Genomic DNA, 18,103 nt, shown 5'->3' with positions numbered 1-18,103 from the left:
TGAAACGTTTTAATTCGATAAATCATACAAAACACGGAAACTGACGATAAAAAAGGTGTAAATATATAAAAATAGCACAAAAAAAGCGTTGACAGAACGTAAAAAAGATGATATATTTTATGTATAGATTAAAACGTTTTAACACAGCTCTTAAAGCTAAGAAATGGAGGTTACATATGAATACGAAAAAGCAAGGATTCATAAAAACATTGAAACGACAAGCTGGCTTGCAAAGTATGGTTATACCAGGCGTAATATTTATGATTATTTTCAGCTTCATGCCTATCTATGGTTTGAGTATTGCATTTAAAAATTATACCGTTGTTGATACATTATCAACTGCAAAATGGGTAGGATTTGATAACTTTATGATTGCCTTTCGAGATAAGTTTTTTTGGAAATCTGTAGTTAATACATTAGGAATTAGTTTCTTAAAACTGTTAATTGGTTTTACGATTCCAATCATATTATCAATCATGATATATGAAATCAAAGATGGGCCATTTAAAAGAATTATGCAAACAATCTCCTATCTACCACATTTCCTTTCATGGATTGTTCTTGGAGGTATGATGATTAGCTGGATGTCATCAACTGGTATGTTCAATGAGATTTTACATTCGCTTGGATTGATAAGCGAACCAAGAAACATATTACTTGATGCAGATAAGTATTGGCTTATTGCTGTATTATCTGATGTTTGGAAAGAAGCTGGCTGGGGAACTATTCTTTACTTAGCAGCAATGGCAGGTATCGATAGTACATATTACGAAGCAGCAAGGATTGATGGAGCAAGTAGAATTAAACAAATTTTACATATTACAATTCCTTTATTAAAAACAATCATTTGTTTGAACTTTATATTAACAGTAAGTGGATTATTAAAATCAAATCTTGATCAGACATTAGTATTGATGAATTCACAAAACCGTGTAAAAGCAGAAGTAATTGATTCCTACGTATATCGAATGGGTATTACACAAGGAGATTTCTCTTATGCAGCAGCGGTTGGGCTAGGCGTTTCTATTGTATCGCTAATATTACTAGTTACCGCAAATTATTTCACAAGTAAGATCAATGATGAATCAATATTGTAAAGGAGGAAAATAATCGTATGAAAAAAGCTAATATAAGTGAAAGTAAGATATTTGATTTTGTTAATCGATTAGTTTTGCTTCTAATCGCGGTAATCATTGTTATTCCGGTTTGGAATATCGTAGCATGTTCCTTTAGTAGTGGAAAATCATTGGCAGAAGGTGGATTCGTATTCTGGCCAAAAGAGTTCTCAATTGAAAATTATAAAGCAGTAATGAACGATATGAGTATATGGAAAGCGTATATTATATCGATAGCAAAAACAGTACTTGGTGTTATCACTCACGTATTATTCTGTTCGATGGTTGCCTATGGACTTAGTAAAAGAGATTTAATGGGAAGAAAATTATATACAGCAATGGGTGTTGTCACATTGTTCTTCTCAGGTGGTATGGTTCCAACGTACTTATTAATGAGACAGTTGAATCTTACAAACAGTTTCTTGATTTATATTATTCCTGCTTTATTTAGTTATTATGATGTTGTTATCTTAATGAACTTCTTCAGACAGATTCCAGTGTCATTAGAAGAATCAGCAAAGATTGATGGTGCAGGTGTTTGGAGAATCTTCTTAAAACTTATCTTACCATTATCAAAACCTGCAATTGCAACAATCGCATTATTCAATGGAGTATATCAATGGAATGACTTCATGACAGCAAAATTATATATTACAGATAAAGCACTTTATCCTGTGCAAATGAAATTATATGAAATTATTGTACAACAGAATGTTAAGAATATGCCAGTCGGCAGTGTAGTAATGGATACAACTTCAAAGGGTGTACAATTAGCAACAATTGTTATTACAACAGTTCCAATATTAATCGCTTATCCAATGTTACAAAAACACTTTGTTTCTGGTATGATGCTTGGCGCTGTAAAAGAATAAGTAACTAGTAAGGTAACTATTCAGTAGTATAAAAAATGGAGGTATGAAGTATGAGAAAAGGATTATCAAAATGGGCTACAAAATCAATTGCACTTCTAATGGCAGCAACATTGATGCTTGGAGGATGTGGTAAAAACGAAGGAAACAGCAATAAGACAACTACAAAGGGTGATAGTAAAACAGCTACATCAACATCAGATGCGAGATATGATATTGACCCTAACACACCAGCGTGGAAATTAGACACAAAAGAGATGACAGAACTTACATGGTATGTAAACGCTGACTGGTGGAACACAGACTGGGGTACTGACATCATTACGAAAAAGATAGAAGAAGATTTAAATCTTAAAATCAAATTTATCGTAGGTGATGATACAACACTTAACACATTGTTTGCTGGTGGCGATATGCCAGACTTAATCAGTGTATTTGATTCAAGTTCACAAGTTGCTTTAAAAGCAGATTCATGGGCACTTCCTTTATATGAAGTTGCAGATCAATATGATCCTTACTTTAGAAAGGTTGCATCTGACGAAACATTAAGCTGGTTACAATTAGAAGATGGCAAGAGCTATGGTTATGCAGATTACTCAAATACAAAAGCTGACTATGAAAGTGGTCAATTATATGCAAAAACAGCTTTCGTAATTCGTAAAGATGTATATGAAGCATTAGGAAGCCCATCTATGGGAACACAAGAAGAATTTGTATCAGTATTAGGTCAAATCAAAGAAAAATATCCAGAATTATATCCAATTGGATTTAATGCATTCACTACAGATAGTACAGGTTCAATGGGAGATCCATTCCAAGACTTTATCGGTGTACCACTTTTAGATGCAGATGGAAAATACTACAACAGAAATCTTGATGAAGATTACTTATCATGGATTAAAACATTTAATGAAGCTTACCGTTTAGGATATATCAGTGATGATAGTTTCGCAGATGACGGAACAGCTTTTGAAGAAAAAATCAAATCAGGTAAATATGCTACAGTTATGATGGATGGAACACCTCAATGTTCTGGTTTCTTAACAACATGGATGAACTCAAATCCAGATTCAGCTTATATCGCAATTGATGGACCACAAAGTACAATTGGAAACAAACCTACATTAAATCAAGCTGGTATCGGTGGTTGGATGGTATCTTACATCACTAAGAAATGTAAAGATCCAGCAAAAGCAATTCAATTATTCACATATTTATTAACAGAAGAAGGACAAATCCTTACTCAATATGGTATTGAAGGCGTTTCTTACAATGTTAATGCGGAAGGTAAATTTGAACTTACTGCAGAAGCAAAAGATATGCAACAAAATGACAATGATAGATTCAAGAAAGAATACCGTATCGGAGAGTTCTTCTTCTTCGGACATGATAAATACAAAACATTAAGTGATGATGCATATCCAGAATCAATCAAACAACTTCAAGAATGGGGAACTGGAAAATTAGTACCACACTTTGTTCTTGAAAACACAAGCCCAGATGCTGGTACAGAAGAAGCAAGAATTAATTCAGGTGTTACAACGGAATGGGTAACAACATTAGTTGGTATGATTCGTTCAAACAGTCCAGAAGCATTTGATGCAGTAGTAGAAGGATACAAGAAATTCCTTGATGAAAACAACTATGCTGCTGTTATCGATGTAAAGAACCAAAAAATCGAGAAAAACAAAGTAAAGCTTGGTGAATAACAAGCACTAGGAGGGTATTCTATGAACATAAAATGCTATCGAAGCAATGAAGAAAAACAATTTGAGGTAAGTGAACTTTCGTTTATCGGCGATGAAAAAGCAGAGATGAATTTAATCAAAGTGTATCCGAATGAAACAAGACAGACGGTATTAGGTTTTGGTGGAGCGTTCACAGAAGCGGCAGCTGAAACAATGTCTACAATGAGTGATAAAACGAAAGAACAATTTTTACAAGCATATTTTGGTGAAGAAGGAAACAAATATAATTTCTGTAGAACACATATTCAAAGTTGCGATTTCTCACTTGGAAACTATGCATATGTAGAGGATGCAGAAGACAAGGAATTAAAGACATTTACTCTTGAAAGAGATAAACAGTATCTAGTTCCAATGATTCAAGATGCATTAGCAATCAATCCTGATATTCAATTACTTGCAAGTCCATGGAGTCCGCCGGCGTTTATGAAGACAAACAATGAAATGAATCATGGTGGTGTTCTAAAGAAAGAATTCTATCCAATGTGGGCAGATATGATTGTAAAGTATGTAGAGGAATATGAGAAGCTAGGTATCAAGATTCATAGAATTTCCGTACAAAACGAGCCAAAAGCGACTCAAACTTGGGATTCTTGCTTATACACTGGTGAAGAAGAAGGAATCTTTGCGACAGAGTATTTACGAAAAGCATTAGATGCACATGAATATTCCAATATTGTTATTGTTATATGGGATCATAATAAAGATTGTATCCTAGAGAGAGCTGACGAAACATTCTCTGTAGTAGGAGCAAAGGACAGCGTAGGAGCAATTGGATTCCACTGGTATACAGGCGATCATTTTGAAGCATTAGATGCAGTAAGAATGAAGTATCCTGAGAAAGAGCTTATCTTCACAGAAGGTTGCGTAGAATATTCGAGATTTAAGTCCAATAATCAAGTAAAGAATGCAGAGATGTATCTACACGATATCATTGGTAACTTGAATCAAGGTATGAATGGTTATATTGACTGGAACCTTGTATTGAATGCAGAAGGTGGCCCAAATCATGTAGGTAACTTCTGTGATGCACCAGTTATGTATGACAAAGACAGCGATCAATTAGATATCAAATTATCGTACTACTATATTGGACATTTGAGCAGATATGTTAAGAAGGGTGCGAAGAGAATTCTCGTATCAAGACATACGGATCAAGTGGATGCCGTTGGATTTGTAAATCCTGATGGTGAAAAAATAGTTGTTTTAATGAACCGTACAGCAGAGGATTTGAAGATGCAGATTTGTGAAAGTAGAAGTGTTTGCGATATTACGCTTACAGCACATTCCGTAATAACACTTTGCTGGTAGTAATATAAAGAGGCTGTGGCAAAATGAAATGTTTTGCAACGGCCTCTTGGTCTAAAAAGAAGTACAGGTAATTGGAATTACAATTAATAAAAAAAGGACATGATGGACATGGTAAATAAAAATAGACTACTAAAAGTAGTAAATGGTAAGCTTGTTAATGGGCTAGGCGAAGAAGTAATCCTTCGTGGTGTTAATCTAGGTGGCTGGCTCGTTCAAGAGAGTTGGATGTGTCCAGTTAGCGGAGATGATAGAAAGTGGGCAAATTTGGATACGCTTACTGTTTTAGAAAAACGTTTTAATACAGATGAAGTACAAGAGCTAATTGATACATACCAAGATCATTGGATTACAGAAGCAGATATTAAGAATATCGCAGAAATGGGTTGTAATGCGTTGCGTGTACCTTTTTGGTATCGTAATTTTATGAAAGATGTAAATGGTACTTGGATTGATGAAAATCTTGATGAGAATCCTGGTTTTAAACGATTAGACTGGATTATCCAAATGGCTGAAACATATGACATGTATGTTATCTTAGATTTACATGGCTGTCCAGGTGGACAGAGTATGGATCATTGCTGTGGTACATTAGTTCAGAATCTTTTATATACAGAGGATATCTGTCAAGAAGCAATGAAGAAGTTATGGATTGCTATTGCAAATCGTTATAGAGACAATAGCACAGTTGCTGCCTACGATATTATGAATGAACCACAGAATAATGGAGGATATGAAGGAGCAAACAGCTATGACCCTTGGAAACAGGAGTCATGGGAGATGTCAAATCAAATCTACGATAGCATGATTAAGGCAATTCGTGAAACGGGCGATGAACATATAATCACAGTAGAAGGTATCTGGCGTGTATCAAATCTTCCAGACCCGAATAAGATGGGTTGGACGAATATGATGTATCAAACACATCTCTATGATGATGATGCAGGTTTTAAACAATGGGTAGACGATATGGCAGACGTGATGGCTAAGTATGAAGTTGCTGGTTATATCGGTGAATTCCAGAATCTAAATGGTATTAAGATGTGTAATGAGAAAAACATCAGTTGGACTACATGGTCATACAAAGGTACAAATAATGATGTGGGAACGTTCTTCTGGTATTTTGCAAATGCTGATAGAGCAGATGTGGAGAATGATTCTTTTGAAACCATTAAAGCTAAGTGGAGTGAAGGAATTGAGACAGAGAATTTTATTGAGAAGACTGTAGTTACAGATTGTATAAAGAGTTCTACGAAGTAGTTGATGTACTTGTGTTGGATAAATGATTATTGCAAAGAATAAAAAAAACAAGAAGGAGTTATCCCCTCTTATATGATGAGGGGGTAACTCCTTCTTGTTTTTTGAAACAGGTTGAGAAGTAAGATGCGGTATTGAATCCACAGCGCATAGCAATAAAGCTTGTTGATAAATCAGATGTTTGCAGTAACTGTTTTGCTAGACGGATTCGTTGCTTTAAGACATATTCGCCAAAGGTCATATGTACTTCACGTCGGAATAAATCACATAGGTAGCAATGATTGAGATTAATTGCTTCGCTTACAGATTGTAATGATATGTTCTCATCTAAATGATTGTGGATATAGGTGATGGCATTTTTGATATGTTCATTCTCGTGTTTTTCTACGAGGTAGTCTTTGCAGTAGGCGTAGTTTGTTATTATGCTATTGCCAATGGAAGCAAAGTTTGCAGAGGAACATTGTATAAGTAGTTGTTCGTTCTTGGTACAGCAATCATGTAGGGAGACTTGTTCTTTTATAAGGATATAGTTGTATATGCCGTGGTTCAGTGAGGATAGATATAGGCGTATCTGTTGAGGTGGCAATTGTTCTAGTTGGTTACGGTCTTCTTGGAAGGCGTTAAGGGCAACTTGTAGGTTTCCATTATAGAGTAGGATATAGAGTTCATTGTGGTTTAGTAGGAATTCGTTTTGAGTAATCATTTTATTGATACCTTTCTTTTGTTTGTTCGTTTTCAAATATTTTAGAATATTATCAAAACATTTTGAAACACAGATTGATTATATCATGTTATGATTCTTTTGGTTAGTCAAAACTAACTAGATGAAAAATATTATCAAAGAGGAAGGAATAGGATATGAGATTAAAGAAGTTAGTAACAATAGGAGCAATAGTAGCAATGAGTGTTTTAGCAGCAGGTTGCGGAAAGAAGGAGTCGAACAATCAAGATGTAGTGACAAATGCTTCGAAGGTGGTTGAAGAGACAACAGAAAAAGAAGAAATGGTAGAAGTAGCTGAGACGAAGGAAAAGGATAGCGAAGTGAAGGAATCAAGTAAACCTGTTACAGAGGAACGTGTAGTAGCGAGTTCAGTAGCGGTTGTTCAGATTCTTGATGCACTTGGTGTTCCGATGATAGGAGTTCCAACGAGTAGTTATGAGCTACCAGAAAGTGTAGCAGATGCGGCAAGAATCGGTAGTCCGATGTCACCAGATATGGAAGTAGTTGCTTCGCTTGAGCCAACTGTAGTTGTATCGGTGGATTCGCTATCAGAAGATTTGAAAACGCAATTTGAAACATTAAATATTGATTCGGAATTTGTTAATCTTAGCAGTTATGTAGGATTGAAGGAGTCGATTAATAGCTTGGGAGAACGATTTGGTGTTGAGGAAAAATCCAATGAATTAATAGCTTCTTTTGAAGAAAGGGAAGGCAATATTAAAGCAGCGATAGAAGGAAAAGAAGCACCTAGCGTTTTAATTATATTTGGTGCAGGCTCAAGTTTTATGGTAGCTTCAGAAGATTCCTATGTAGGTGACCTTGTAAAGATTGCAGGAGCAGAGAATATTATTACCGATGCACCAAGTGGTTTTAGTCCGATTGATATGGAATATCTTGCAGAGAAAAACCCAGATTATATTCTTTTTATGGCACATGCAAATCCAGAAGAATCATTAGAAGCATTTAAACAGGAATTTGAAACAAATCAAGCTTGGCAAAACTTTGATGCGGTTAAGAATGGAAATGTTGTAGCATTAGAGACGGAATACTTTGGTATGAGTGCAAATCTATATGCGGTTGATGCAATGGAGAAATTGGTAGATATTTTATATGAAAAATAGTGAGGAACATCAAGCATTTTCACATGTGAATTTTTGACCTGTAATTCAAAATCTGCAGGTTAGTAGGAAGGTATGGTTATTAAGGTAATGAAAAAACGAGGTAGTGCATTTTTAATAATGGTAATCCTTCTTCTTGTTGTAGTTGCCGTGTCAATATCAGTAGGAAGTGTGTCAGTACCAATTCGTCAGATTATTGATAGTGTAATCAATGGAACGGGAGGTAGTGGAGGTATTGTGCGAGATATTCGAATTCCAAGAGTGGTAATGGGATTGCTCGTTGGTGCGAATCTTGCAGTAGCGGGTGTTCTTTTGCAAGGGGTAATGGGAAATCCCCTTGCAGACCCTGGAATAACGGGAATTTCATCGGGAGCAAGTGTTGTAGTTATGCTTGTTATGCTGTATTTTCCGAAGGCTTCTGCCAGTATTCCGCTTTATGGATTTGTCGGAAGTATGTTAGCATGTTCCATAATCTATCTGCTTGCTTGGAAAGATGGAATAGCAGCAATTCGTATTATCCTTGCAGGTGTAGCAGTAAATGCGGTATTAGGTGGAGTGACAAGTATGATTTCGATATTAAATAGCGAGAATCTTACAGGTGTACTTAGTTGGCTAAATGGTAATCTTGGTAAAAAAGGTTGGTCAGATGTACGAATGTTGCTTATCTATACCATGGTTGGTCTTGTATGCGTAATTCCTCTTTCAAAGAGCTGTAACTTGCTTGCACTTGGAGATAAGAATGCGAAAAGTTTAGGCTATAATCCTAATGTACTGCGAATTCTGATATCGCTTGTAGCTGTATTTTTAGCTGGAATTTCAACAGCATATGTTGGAGTTATTGGATTTATTGGACTTGTAGTACCGCATATATCGAGAATGATTATGGGAACTGACCATAAGGTATTGCTTCCGTTTTCAGCATTACTTGGATCTACGTTATTAGTATTAGCGGATACGCTAGGAAGAACAATTACAGCACCTTATGAAATTCCAGTTGGTATTGTAATGACGATTATCGGTGGACCATTTTTCCTATATTTATTAAGAAAGGATCAGAGAAGATATGGACATTAAAAATATTGATTTTTCATATGGAGATAGACCATTGATTCGAGATTTATCTGCGACGATTGAAAAGGGTAAGATAACAACAATTATTGGGCCAAATGGTTCGGGGAAGTCAACACTTCTCAATCTTATTATTAAGCAATTACAAGCGAAAAAGGGAAATATTCTTATTGATGGTAAAGATATAACGTCGTGTTCCTATAAAGTGATTGCAAAGCAGATGGCAATTGTTCATCAACATAATACAGCTCCAGAGGATTTGACAGTAGAGAGTTTGATTGCGTATGGCAGAACTCCTTATCAAAGTTTCTGGTCGTCAAAAGATGAGGACGAGGAAGCGGTTGTTGCTTGGGCGTTAGAAGTAACAAAACTAAAACATTTGGCAAAGAAACCAATTAGTCAGTTATCTGGAGGAGAGCGGCAACGTGCATGGATTGCTATGGCACTTGCGCAGAAGACTGACATCTTACTGCTTGATGAACCAACTACATATCTAGATATCTATTATCAGTTAGAGGTACTTAATCTGGTTCGGGAATTGAATAAGAACTATGGTATTACGATTGTTATGGTGTTGCATGATATCAATCAAGCAATGCAGTTTAGCCATAACGTAATTATTATGAAATGTGGAACAGTTGTATATGCTGGTGATACCGTAGCGGGAATTACAGCAGAACGTTTGCAAGAGGTGTATTCTATTCAGGCAACAATTCGTTGGTGTGATAAGAATTGCTGTCCGTATATAGTGCCGATTGCGGTTTAGGGATTGCTTAGAATATTTATTCATTTGAACTTGGTTGAAGTACTTGTGTTTTAAATGGTTTGAATGCAAAACTTTGAACTGTTTTCAGTGATTCTTCGCTGCTGTACGATAACACGAAACACGCTACACACCTAAGTACTTCTAGGTGTGTACGTGGAGGTATTGGAAGGGATACGGAAACGCTTTCGATTCGGCATCCTGCCTCAGCTCAAGCTAGCTCTGCATCCATGCCTTGCTTTCCTTGACTGTTGATGTACACACTAAGAAGTGCTATAGGTGTTTCACTACCGTTTCTTAGTTATCGTACAGCAGTGAAGAAGCAAGGGAAGGCAGTGAAGTTTTGCATGGCGACTTTGTTGGTACACAAGTACGGTAAGTTGTTGAATGAATAAATATTGCAAGGTATTCATTTGTTAATAGGCTTAAATGAACAATGAGAATGTAGATATTATAGAAGGAGAATTAGTATGAAAGTATTAGTAACATATTCAAGCAAAACAGGTAACACAAAGAAGTTAGCAGAAGGGATTTTTGCTGGGATTGAAGTAGAAGAGAAGGTGATTATGCCTATGAGTGAGGTGACAAACATTGATGAATTTGATACCGTTTTGGTTGGGTATTGGGTTGATAAGGCAGCACCGAATGCGGAGGCGGCAAAGTTTATGGAGAGTTTGTCTGGCAAAAAAGTTGGTATCTTTGCAACGTTAGCATTTTGGCCAGATTCGGATCATGCATGGCAATCGTTATGTAATGGCGAGGCTATTGTAAAAGAAAATAATACGGTTATTGGAAAATATATTTGTCAAGGAAAATTAGACGAGAAGATTATTGCTATGTTTGAGAAGATGCCTGCGGATAATCCACATGCAGTAACAGAGGAAAAAAGAAAGCGTTATGAGATTTCAAAAAATCATCCAACAAGTGCAGATGTGGTAGCAGCGGCAGAATTGTTTAAGGAGAAGTTGATGGTATATTCTGGTTGTTAAGAAGATAGTAACGCAAGGTGTTTTGCAAATAGAAAGGATAAAGATATGTTTAAAGAAAGAATCAAGACACATCACAGTGCGATGGGAGAGGGAAAACAGTATCTTAGAGGGCCTGGGAATGTGAAGCAAGTGCTTTCGGTTGCGGAAGATGACGCATCAAATGCTGTTATTTATATTCATGTTCCTTTCTGTGCTAAGATTTGTACATTTTGCAATATGAGGAGAAGTTTGCAAGAACCTTCGAAAGAGTATGCGGATTTAATTGTAGAAGAAATAAAGGAATATAGTAAGCTTGAATATGTGAAGAGTCGTATATTTGATGCAGTTTATTTTGGTGGAGGAACACCGACAACATTGTCAACTGCAGATTTGACAAAGATATTGCGTGCACTTAAGGAATCGTTTCAGTTTACAGAAGATGCAGAATTCACGGTTGAGACAACAGTAACACAATTGCAAGAAGAGAAGTGGAGAACCTTGATAGAAGAAGGTATAAATCGTTTTTCTGTTGGAATTCAGACGTTCAATAATAAAGGTAGAGCGATGATGGGACGTATTGGAAGTGGCGAGACGGCATATGAACTTCTTAAAGCGTTGAAGCAGACCGATGTGGTTGTTAGTATGGATTTGATTTATAACTATTCAGAGCAGTCAATGGATGATTTATATGATGATTTGGATAAGATGATCGAGCTGGATCTTGATGGTTTTTCTATGTACTCTCTAATTGATATGAAGGAAACAAAGATTAGTGAAGCACAGGGGCAAGATAATGATGAGAAGATGTTCTTTGTGATTAGTGAGCATATGGAGAAGGCAGGATATCATTTCTTGGAATTAACGAAGATGGTAAAACGAGATTCTTATCGTTATATTATGAACCGTCATGCTGGAGCAGACACCTTACCACTTGGAGCAGGAGCTGGTGGCTCTATGCATGGGCTTGCTATGATGAATCCAATTGATATCGATGAATATAGAGAAAGCATTCGTAATTTTGATAAACGTATGGGAATGCAGTTTAGTCCAGATTATAAGGAAGTCGTCTGTTTTAAGGGAGATATCCAAACAATACGTCTTCCGAGAAATACTAGTCTATATAAGGAGGAGAAAGACTATCAAAAGATGCTTGAAGAATTGATTCAAAATGAGATGGTATCTAAGGTGGGAGATGGATTTTCTCTTACGAAGAAAGGGGTATATTGGGGGAATACGATTTCTAGAGAGCTTTATAATTTAATTTGACGAAATATACGATTTATTAAAAAACAAGTATGCTTGCTGTAAATGTTGCGTGTGAACAACAGTAACGAGGTGTGCTGAATAAGAGTTTCATTTTGAATATTTGCTTGCTATTATGTGCTATACCATGTAACATGTTTCATATGTTACATGGTATAGCATTTGGTAATGTATTACAGTTTTGAAACAGTAGATAGAGAAAAAAATCAAGATTTTTTGCATACAAATTTGTGTCTCTAACTTAAGAGCGTGTCTGAAAAATCATTGCTCTGTTCTGCACAGCACAGTACAAGCATTTTTCAGACACACTCTAGTTTGCAGACGATGAGAAAGGCATGGTTATTCATGACAAACCAATTTAAGAACTACAAATTATCCAATGAAATTATTGACGCATTGACGATATTAGGATATACAGAACCAACAGAGATTCAAAAAGAAGTGATTTCACTTGCTTTACAAGGAAGAGATATTGTTGGAAAGTCACAGACAGGAAGTGGAAAGACAGCAGCGTTTGCGATACCATTATGTGAGGAAGCGGTATGGGAGGATAATGCACCAACTGCGCTTGTTCTTGAACCAACAAGAGAATTGACGGTACAGACAAAACAAGAGATATTTCATATCGGTAGAAAGAAACGTCTGAAAGTTCCCGATGTGTTTGGTGGATTTCCGATAGATAAGCAGATTCAGACATTAAAGCAGAAATCACATATTGTAGTTGGAACACCAGGACGAGTTATGGATCACATTAGGCGTGGTACATTGATATTATCAAATGTTAAATCAGTTGTAATTGATGAGGCGGACTTAATGTTCGACATGGGATTTGCAGATGATATGAGACAGATTCTTGGTGAGATTAAGACAAACCCAAGAATAATGTTATTCTCGGCTACGATAGGTGAAGCAATAGAGGATATGATTGAACGCTATCTAAAAGAGCCTGTCTTTGTAGAAGTTGCAATAACAGAAGAGACAAGAATTGATATTAAACAGGAAATCTATGAAGTAGAAAAAGCGAGTGAAGAAAATGAGTTAAATAACGAAAAGTATGAAACATTTTTACATCTACTAGCAAGAGAGAATCCAGATAGTTGTATGATTTTCTGCGGAACAAAGGAAATGGTTAATGTTTTGTGCAGAAAGCTTCGTAAAGATGGTGTCAAATGTGGAATGATTCACGGTGATATCGACCAACAAGATAGAATTCGAACAGTGGAAGGTTTTCGTGAAGGACGTTTTCGTTATCTAATTGCTACGGATGTCGTTGCTAGAGGGATTGACTTTGATAATCTATCCCATGTGTTTAATTATGATTTTCCAACAGGCAGAGAGACTTATGTTCATCGTATTGGAAGAACAGGACGAAATGGAAATACAGGAATTGCAATTAGTTTAGTAACAGAGTCTGACCAGAAGATGAAGAGTATGGTGGAGAGCTATGTTGGATATGAACTGCCTGTTACGGAATATGTACCAGTTAGTAAGGATGAGGAAAACGCATTCTGGCAACGACAAAATGAAAAGGTTGTATTAAAGAAGAAAAAAGGTGCTGAATTTAATAAAACAATTACAAAACTATCTATCAGTGGTGGTAAGAAGAGTAAGATGCGTGCAGTTGATATTGTTGGAACAATTTGCAGTATCAATGGAATTCTGGCAGATGATATTGGTGTAATTGATGTAAGGGATAGTTTGACATATGTTGAAATTCTGAATGGAAAAGGGAAGAAAGTATTAGATGCATTGCAAGATAAGACAATTAAAGGGAAAGTGCGAAAAGTGCGATTGACAAGATAGGAGTGGAATAATTTGAAAATTGGAGGTGGCTAATATGTTGTATCCATTTATGACTTTGAATGACAATACAGAAATTGTACATTCTGAAGTGTTAAATAATAACGGTTTTAGTGATAAAGAGATAGAAGAGTTCCAAGAGTTAATAGAATCCATGGCTCATATTATTATTGAACTTGCAAGAGAGGGTGGATTGGAAAGTCCCTAGTGTGCCTAGGTAACGAGGAAACACATTACTGAAAAAGTATTTGTTGCACCCTAGGCAAGTAGCTTTTCGGTGGTTTAAAAGCTAGTCCATGAATTTTGGCTACGCTGATTTGTTGTAATGAATAAAACATTAAAAATAAGTCTAAAATAAGATTGCATCGAATTTTAGACTTGAGTTTTTTTGTTTTAGGCTATAATAAGATTACATCGAATATTAGCCGAAAGGGGTGCGTGTTGTGGAATATATTAAACGCGATTTAGAAAACAAGATCGTATCTTTGTCAAAGGAATACTCATGCCTGTTAATAACTGGACCTCGACAGGTCGGAAAGACAACTGTTTTTAAACAACTTATGTCTGATGACAGAGAGTATGTTACCCTTGATGATTTTGAGGAACGAGCACTTGCACGAAAAGACCCTGCATTGTTTTTGCAGATGCACTCTTTGCCAATCTTTATTGATGAGGTTCAATATGCACCTGAGTTGTTTTCGTACATTAAAATTGCAATTGATAATGGTGCTGAGGCAGGCTCGTTTTGGCTTACTGCTTCTCAAGCATTTTTATTAATGGAACTTGCACAGGAGTCTTTAGCGGGCAGAATTGCGATTTTGCATATGACTTCATTGTCCCAGCATGAGATTTATGGCAAAGGCGACTGTGTGCCATTTTCTGTTGAATTAGATGAACTAAAGAAGAGAAAGAAAATCAATTCCCCTGCTGATATGAATGAGATTTACGAACGTATTTGGAAAGGCTCTATGCCTGGTCTTGCAAGCGGAAAATATACCGACCGTGATGTTTTTTATAACAGTTACATTCAAACCTACATTGAGCGTGATGTAAGCGAATTGATTGACAGAGTTGATAAATTACAATTTGCTGATTTTGTTCGTTCTGCTGCTTGTCGTGCTGGACAAATGCTCAATGTGCATGATATTGCAAATGATGTTGGAGTATCCGATGAAACTGCGAAACGTTGGCTTGCGGTGTTAGAGAAATCTGATGTGATTTTCTATCTAAGACCGTATTCTAATAATTTGTTGAAACGTACAATCAAGACCCCTAAGATGTACTTTTTCGACACTGGACTTGTTGCATATTTGACAAGATACAGTTCACCTGAAATACTTGCAAACGGTGCGATGAATGGAGCAATCCTTGAAAATTATGTTGTCGCTGAAATACTTAAGACTTACTATAACAATGCAAAAGACTGCTTGTTGTGGTATTATCGTGACAAGGATACCAAAGAGATTGATATGGTTATTGAGGGCGATGGCGTTCTGCATCCTCTTGAAATCAAGCGTTCAGTAAATCAAAACAGTCAAATCATCGGAGCATTTGAGATTCTTGACAAGGGTTCTGTTCCGCGAGGCAAGGGTGCAATTTTGTGTATGCGACCAGATCTTTCGGCTATTAATGCAGATAACTTCATTGTGCCGATTTGGATGATATGAACGATATCTAAAAAAATAATACCGCTTTTTCCTAAGAGCAGCAAGAGCGATTCTGCTGCTTGTTTTTTGCCTGTATTCCGCAACTCCTATGGACATACTCTACGGTTGTATCTCTTGAAAATAGCGGTCGAGCTTTTTGCGCTCACCTGCAAATGAGTAGTATTTCGGTTTCATATCATAGAATAGCTCTAAATTAAACGAAGCATTTTCGATAATCTCATCAAATAATTCGGCATTCATGCAGTAATGATTGTCCGCTGGATTGTGCCAAAATAAAGTACTTCCGCATACGGAGCAGAAACCGCGCTCAACTTCCTCGTCATGATAGATTGTGATTTGCTCCTCGCCTTTTGCAAAAACCACATTTTCTTTTGGTCCTGGGTCAATCGATAGCACTGGCCCTGAGTTCATGCGACGGCAAGTGTCGCAATGACAAGTATAGACGAAATTACTATATTCATTGATAGTGATTTCAACTGCGCCGCAGACGCAATGTCCGTGAATATTGTTCATAAATTATACCCATGCATATCACAAGCTTGCTTATGATACTGCCTCATTAAATACAGATGAAAGAAGTCTTTGGCTGCATGGTCTCCTTTAGGTTTATTTTCTTTCACCATTTTTGTTTCGTTTGATATAGGAGGATAAAGTCATTTTAATGAAATTATTTATGTTCGTCCTATATTCAAATTATAATACAATAATGTTGACACAGTATGTCATATTAAAACATTAATAATGTTGGGGTCAAAAGTCATCTTGCCCCTAACTGATACACGGATTGCTACGCATTTCATGCTCTCGCAATCCTAAAACATTCGAAATCCGCTCTATTCGAGCTACTTTCTCATGTTTTGCGGGTCTCAAAGTCATACTTTTTCATGCAAGCATGAAACGTATGACCTTTTGACCCTTGTATCATTAATTTCTTGAAAAAACATCTTGTACATATGAGCGTACAAGATGTATGCTATACTTATAAAGATACTTAGAAAATAAAAGTTTAAATACATATTAGGAGGTCTATTATGGGCGATATAAAAGCAACGATAATGAACGGTAATGCAGTACTCGGTATTGAACTTGGTTCAACTAGAATTAAAGCGGTTTTAGTAGATGAAAACAACGCACCAATCGCATCTGGAAGCTATGAATGGGAAAATCAATTAGTGAACAATATCTGGACATATGATGTGGCAGATGTTTGGAAAGGTGTTGCTGCAAGTTATGCTGAGATGGCAAAAGACGTGAAAGAAAAATACGACGTTACAATTACAAATCTGAAAGCAATCGGATTTAGTGCGATGATGCATGGATATATGGCATTTGATAAAGCAGGAGAGCTTTTAGTGCCATTCCGTACATGGAGAAATACAATCACTGGTAAAGCATCAGAAGAATTAACAGAAGTATTTAACTATCATATTCCTCAAAGATGGAGTATTGCACATCTTTACCAAGCAATTTTAAATGGGGAAGAACATGTAAGTGAAATCGAATTCCAAACAACATTAGCAGGATATATTCACTGGAAATTAACTGGTGAGAAAGTATTAGGTGTTGGCGAAGCATCTGGTATGTTCCCAATTGATATTGAAACACGTGATTTCAACAAGACTATGATTAACAAATTCAATGACCTTGTTGCAGATAAAGCGTATAGCTGGAAATTAGAAGATATCTTACCGAAAGTATTGGTTGCAGGCGAGAGCGCAGGTTGTTTAACAAGTGAAGGTGCAAAACTTCTTGATGCATCTGGAAACTTACAAGCAGGAATTCCTTTATGTCCACCAGAAGGTGATGCAGGAACAGGAATGGTAGCAACAAACAGTGTTGCTGTTAGAACCGGAAATGTTTCAGCAGGAACATCTGTATTTGCAATGGTTGTTTTAGAGAAAGACTTAAAGAAAGCTCATGAAGAGCTTGATTTAGTAACAACACCTACAGGTAACTTAGTTGCTATGGCACACTGTAACAACTGTACATCAGATTTGAATGCATGGATTAACCTATTTGAAGAAACTCTAGTAAGTATGGGAGTAGAAGTAGACAGAAATCAATTATTCAAAGTATTATATAACAAAGCATTAGAAGGTGATGCTGAGTGTGGCGGTTTATTAGCATACAACTATTTCTCCGGAGAGCACATCACAGGTTTTGAAGAAGGACGTCCATTATTCGTTCGTACACCAGAATCAAACTTCAACTTAGCAAACTTTATGCGTGTACATTTATTTACAGCATTAGGTGCGTTAAAAGTTGGACTAGATATCTTATTAAAAGACGAAGGTGTTAAATTAGACACAATCTATGGTCATGGTGGTTTATTCAAGACAAAAGGTGTAGGACAAAAAGTTGTAGCGGCAGCTATCAACGTTCCTGTTTCTGTAATGGAGACAGCAGGAGACGGTGGAGCGTGGGGTATTGCGATTTTAGCT

The 18,103-nt window shown here is 36.4% G+C and carries 16 protein-coding genes; 14 read left to right on the top strand and 2 right to left on the bottom strand.

Features of this window, described 5'->3' with window-relative positions; genetic code table 11:
• The first annotated feature begins 176 nt into the window (after window positions 1-176).
• The 5 genes from RMR19_RS21680 (at window position 177) to RMR19_RS21660 (ending at window position 6,297) form a co-directional block, all read left to right on the top strand.
• On the top strand, window positions 177-1,097 hold the full coding sequence (locus RMR19_RS21680) for an ABC transporter permease (RefSeq protein ID WP_310605598.1): 921 nt from the start codon (window positions 177-179) through the stop codon (window positions 1,095-1,097).
• 17 nt (window positions 1,098-1,114) lie between these two features.
• The gene (locus RMR19_RS21675; protein WP_310605597.1) at window positions 1,115-1,987 is read left to right on the top strand and encodes a carbohydrate ABC transporter permease; all 873 of its coding nucleotides are present in this window, start codon (window positions 1,115-1,117) and stop codon (window positions 1,985-1,987) included.
• Window positions 1,988-2,037: 50 nt separating this feature from the next.
• Complete coding sequence (locus RMR19_RS21670; RefSeq protein ID WP_310605596.1) at window positions 2,038-3,693, top strand: extracellular solute-binding protein; 1,656 nt, start codon at window positions 2,038-2,040, stop codon at window positions 3,691-3,693.
• Window positions 3,694-3,714: 21 nt separating this feature from the next.
• On the top strand, window positions 3,715-5,040 hold the full coding sequence (locus RMR19_RS21665) for a glycoside hydrolase family 30 protein (RefSeq protein ID WP_310605595.1): 1,326 nt from the start codon (window positions 3,715-3,717) through the stop codon (window positions 5,038-5,040).
• 108 nt (window positions 5,041-5,148) lie between these two features.
• Window positions 5,149-6,297, top strand: coding sequence for a glycoside hydrolase family 5 protein (locus tag RMR19_RS21660; RefSeq protein WP_310605594.1), 1,149 nt, complete (start codon window positions 5,149-5,151; stop codon window positions 6,295-6,297).
• Between the two features lie 58 nt (window positions 6,298-6,355).
• On the opposite strand, the gene RMR19_RS21655 is transcribed toward RMR19_RS21660, so the two are convergent.
• Window positions 6,356-7,033: a helix-turn-helix domain-containing protein gene (locus RMR19_RS21655; protein ID WP_310605593.1), complete on the bottom strand. Its 678-nt coding sequence runs from the start codon at window positions 7,031-7,033 to the stop codon at window positions 6,356-6,358.
• 119 nt (window positions 7,034-7,152) lie between these two features.
• Here RMR19_RS21655 and isdE point away from each other — a divergent pair, with 119 nt between their 5' ends.
• The 8 genes from isdE to RMR19_RS21615 all read left to right on the top strand — a co-directional run bounded on the left by isdE (window position 7,153) and on the right by RMR19_RS21615 (window position 15,662).
• The gene (gene isdE, locus RMR19_RS21650) at window positions 7,153-8,136 is read left to right on the top strand and encodes a heme ABC transporter substrate-binding protein IsdE (protein ID WP_310605592.1); all 984 of its coding nucleotides are present in this window, start codon (window positions 7,153-7,155) and stop codon (window positions 8,134-8,136) included.
• A gap of 72 nt (window positions 8,137-8,208) precedes the next feature.
• Window positions 8,209-9,207 carry a FecCD family ABC transporter permease gene (locus RMR19_RS21645; protein ID WP_310605591.1) on the top strand — a complete coding sequence of 333 codons (999 nt, stop codon included), beginning with the start codon at window positions 8,209-8,211 and terminating at the stop codon, window positions 9,205-9,207.
• Window positions 9,197-9,967, top strand: coding sequence for an ABC transporter ATP-binding protein (locus RMR19_RS21640; RefSeq protein ID WP_310605590.1), 771 nt, complete (start codon window positions 9,197-9,199; stop codon window positions 9,965-9,967). Before RMR19_RS21645 ends, RMR19_RS21640 begins: the two co-directional genes overlap by 11 nt.
• A gap of 467 nt (window positions 9,968-10,434) precedes the next feature.
• A complete protein-coding gene (locus RMR19_RS21635) occupies window positions 10,435-10,953 on the top strand; it encodes a flavodoxin family protein (protein ID WP_310605589.1) in 519 nt (172 codons plus the stop codon).
• A gap of 45 nt (window positions 10,954-10,998) precedes the next feature.
• A complete protein-coding gene (locus tag RMR19_RS21630; RefSeq protein WP_310605588.1) occupies window positions 10,999-12,198 on the top strand; it encodes a coproporphyrinogen-III oxidase family protein in 1,200 nt (399 codons plus the stop codon).
• Window positions 12,199-12,540: 342 nt separating this feature from the next.
• Window positions 12,541-13,998 (top strand): DEAD/DEAH box helicase, encoded by a 1,458-nt coding sequence (locus RMR19_RS21625; protein ID WP_310605587.1) that lies wholly within the window; start codon window positions 12,541-12,543, stop codon window positions 13,996-13,998.
• A 34-nt stretch (window positions 13,999-14,032) separates the two neighbouring features.
• Window positions 14,033-14,203, top strand: coding sequence for a hypothetical protein (locus RMR19_RS21620; protein WP_310605586.1), 171 nt, complete (start codon window positions 14,033-14,035; stop codon window positions 14,201-14,203).
• Window positions 14,204-14,555: 352 nt separating this feature from the next.
• On the top strand, window positions 14,556-15,662 hold the full coding sequence (locus RMR19_RS21615) for an ATP-binding protein (RefSeq protein ID WP_334308202.1): 1,107 nt from the start codon (window positions 14,556-14,558) through the stop codon (window positions 15,660-15,662).
• Window positions 15,663-15,761: 99 nt separating this feature from the next.
• Here RMR19_RS21615 and RMR19_RS21610 read toward each other — a convergent pair whose 3' ends face one another.
• Window positions 15,762-16,175, bottom strand: a complete 414-nt coding sequence (locus RMR19_RS21610) for a GFA family protein (protein WP_310605584.1) — start codon at window positions 16,173-16,175, stop codon at window positions 15,762-15,764.
• Window positions 16,176-16,693: 518 nt separating this feature from the next.
• On the opposite strand from RMR19_RS21610, the gene RMR19_RS21605 reads away from it, so the two are divergent.
• Window positions 16,694-18,103 (top strand): xylulokinase (locus RMR19_RS21605; RefSeq protein WP_310605583.1); only part of this gene is annotated, 1,410 nt, incomplete at its 3' end.

Source organism: Anaerosporobacter sp., assembly GCF_031551385.1.
Taxonomy (GTDB): domain Bacteria; phylum Bacillota; class Clostridia; order Lachnospirales; family Lachnospiraceae; genus Anaerosporobacter.
Note: the sequence above shows the minus strand (reverse complement) of the source record. Positions and strands in the feature narration are given on the sequence as shown.